Here is a 346-nt window from a genome sequence, read left to right on the forward strand (position 1 = left end):
GGACCGTCCCGGGACGCCCTCCGGTGCCGGGACGCGGGTGGTGGACCCGACCTTGGTGGAGGCGCCGACGGAGTGGGCCAGGTCCGCGAGCGCCGCGGTCGAGTCGCCGTCGAGACCCGGGGCGACGACGACGGGGGCCGCTGTCGTCTCTCCGCCGCCGTTCCCGGATCCCGCGTCCGCGGCGATACCGACCACGACCACCTCGGACTCGACAGGTGTCGTGACGGCCTCGATCACGGCGAGGTCCGGGCTGTGGGTGAGGATCGACTGCGCGGTGGGCATGAAGCACTCCTGGCGTTCGGCGTGGACGTACGGGACGTGTCGGGTGCCCTGACGACGTGGCGGA

General features: G+C 73.4%; 1 pseudogene. It reads right to left on the reverse strand.

Going from position 1 to position 346, the window contains the following annotated elements:
- Positions 1–282, reverse strand: a pseudogene (locus tag G6019_RS16535) (leucyl aminopeptidase); the annotation flags it as partial.
- Positions 283–346: the final 64 nt, after the last annotated feature.

The sequence above is a fragment of the Dietzia sp. DQ12-76 genome, assembly GCF_014145045.1.
In the GTDB taxonomy this organism is placed as follows: Bacteria; Actinomycetota; Actinomycetes; order Mycobacteriales; family Mycobacteriaceae; genus Dietzia.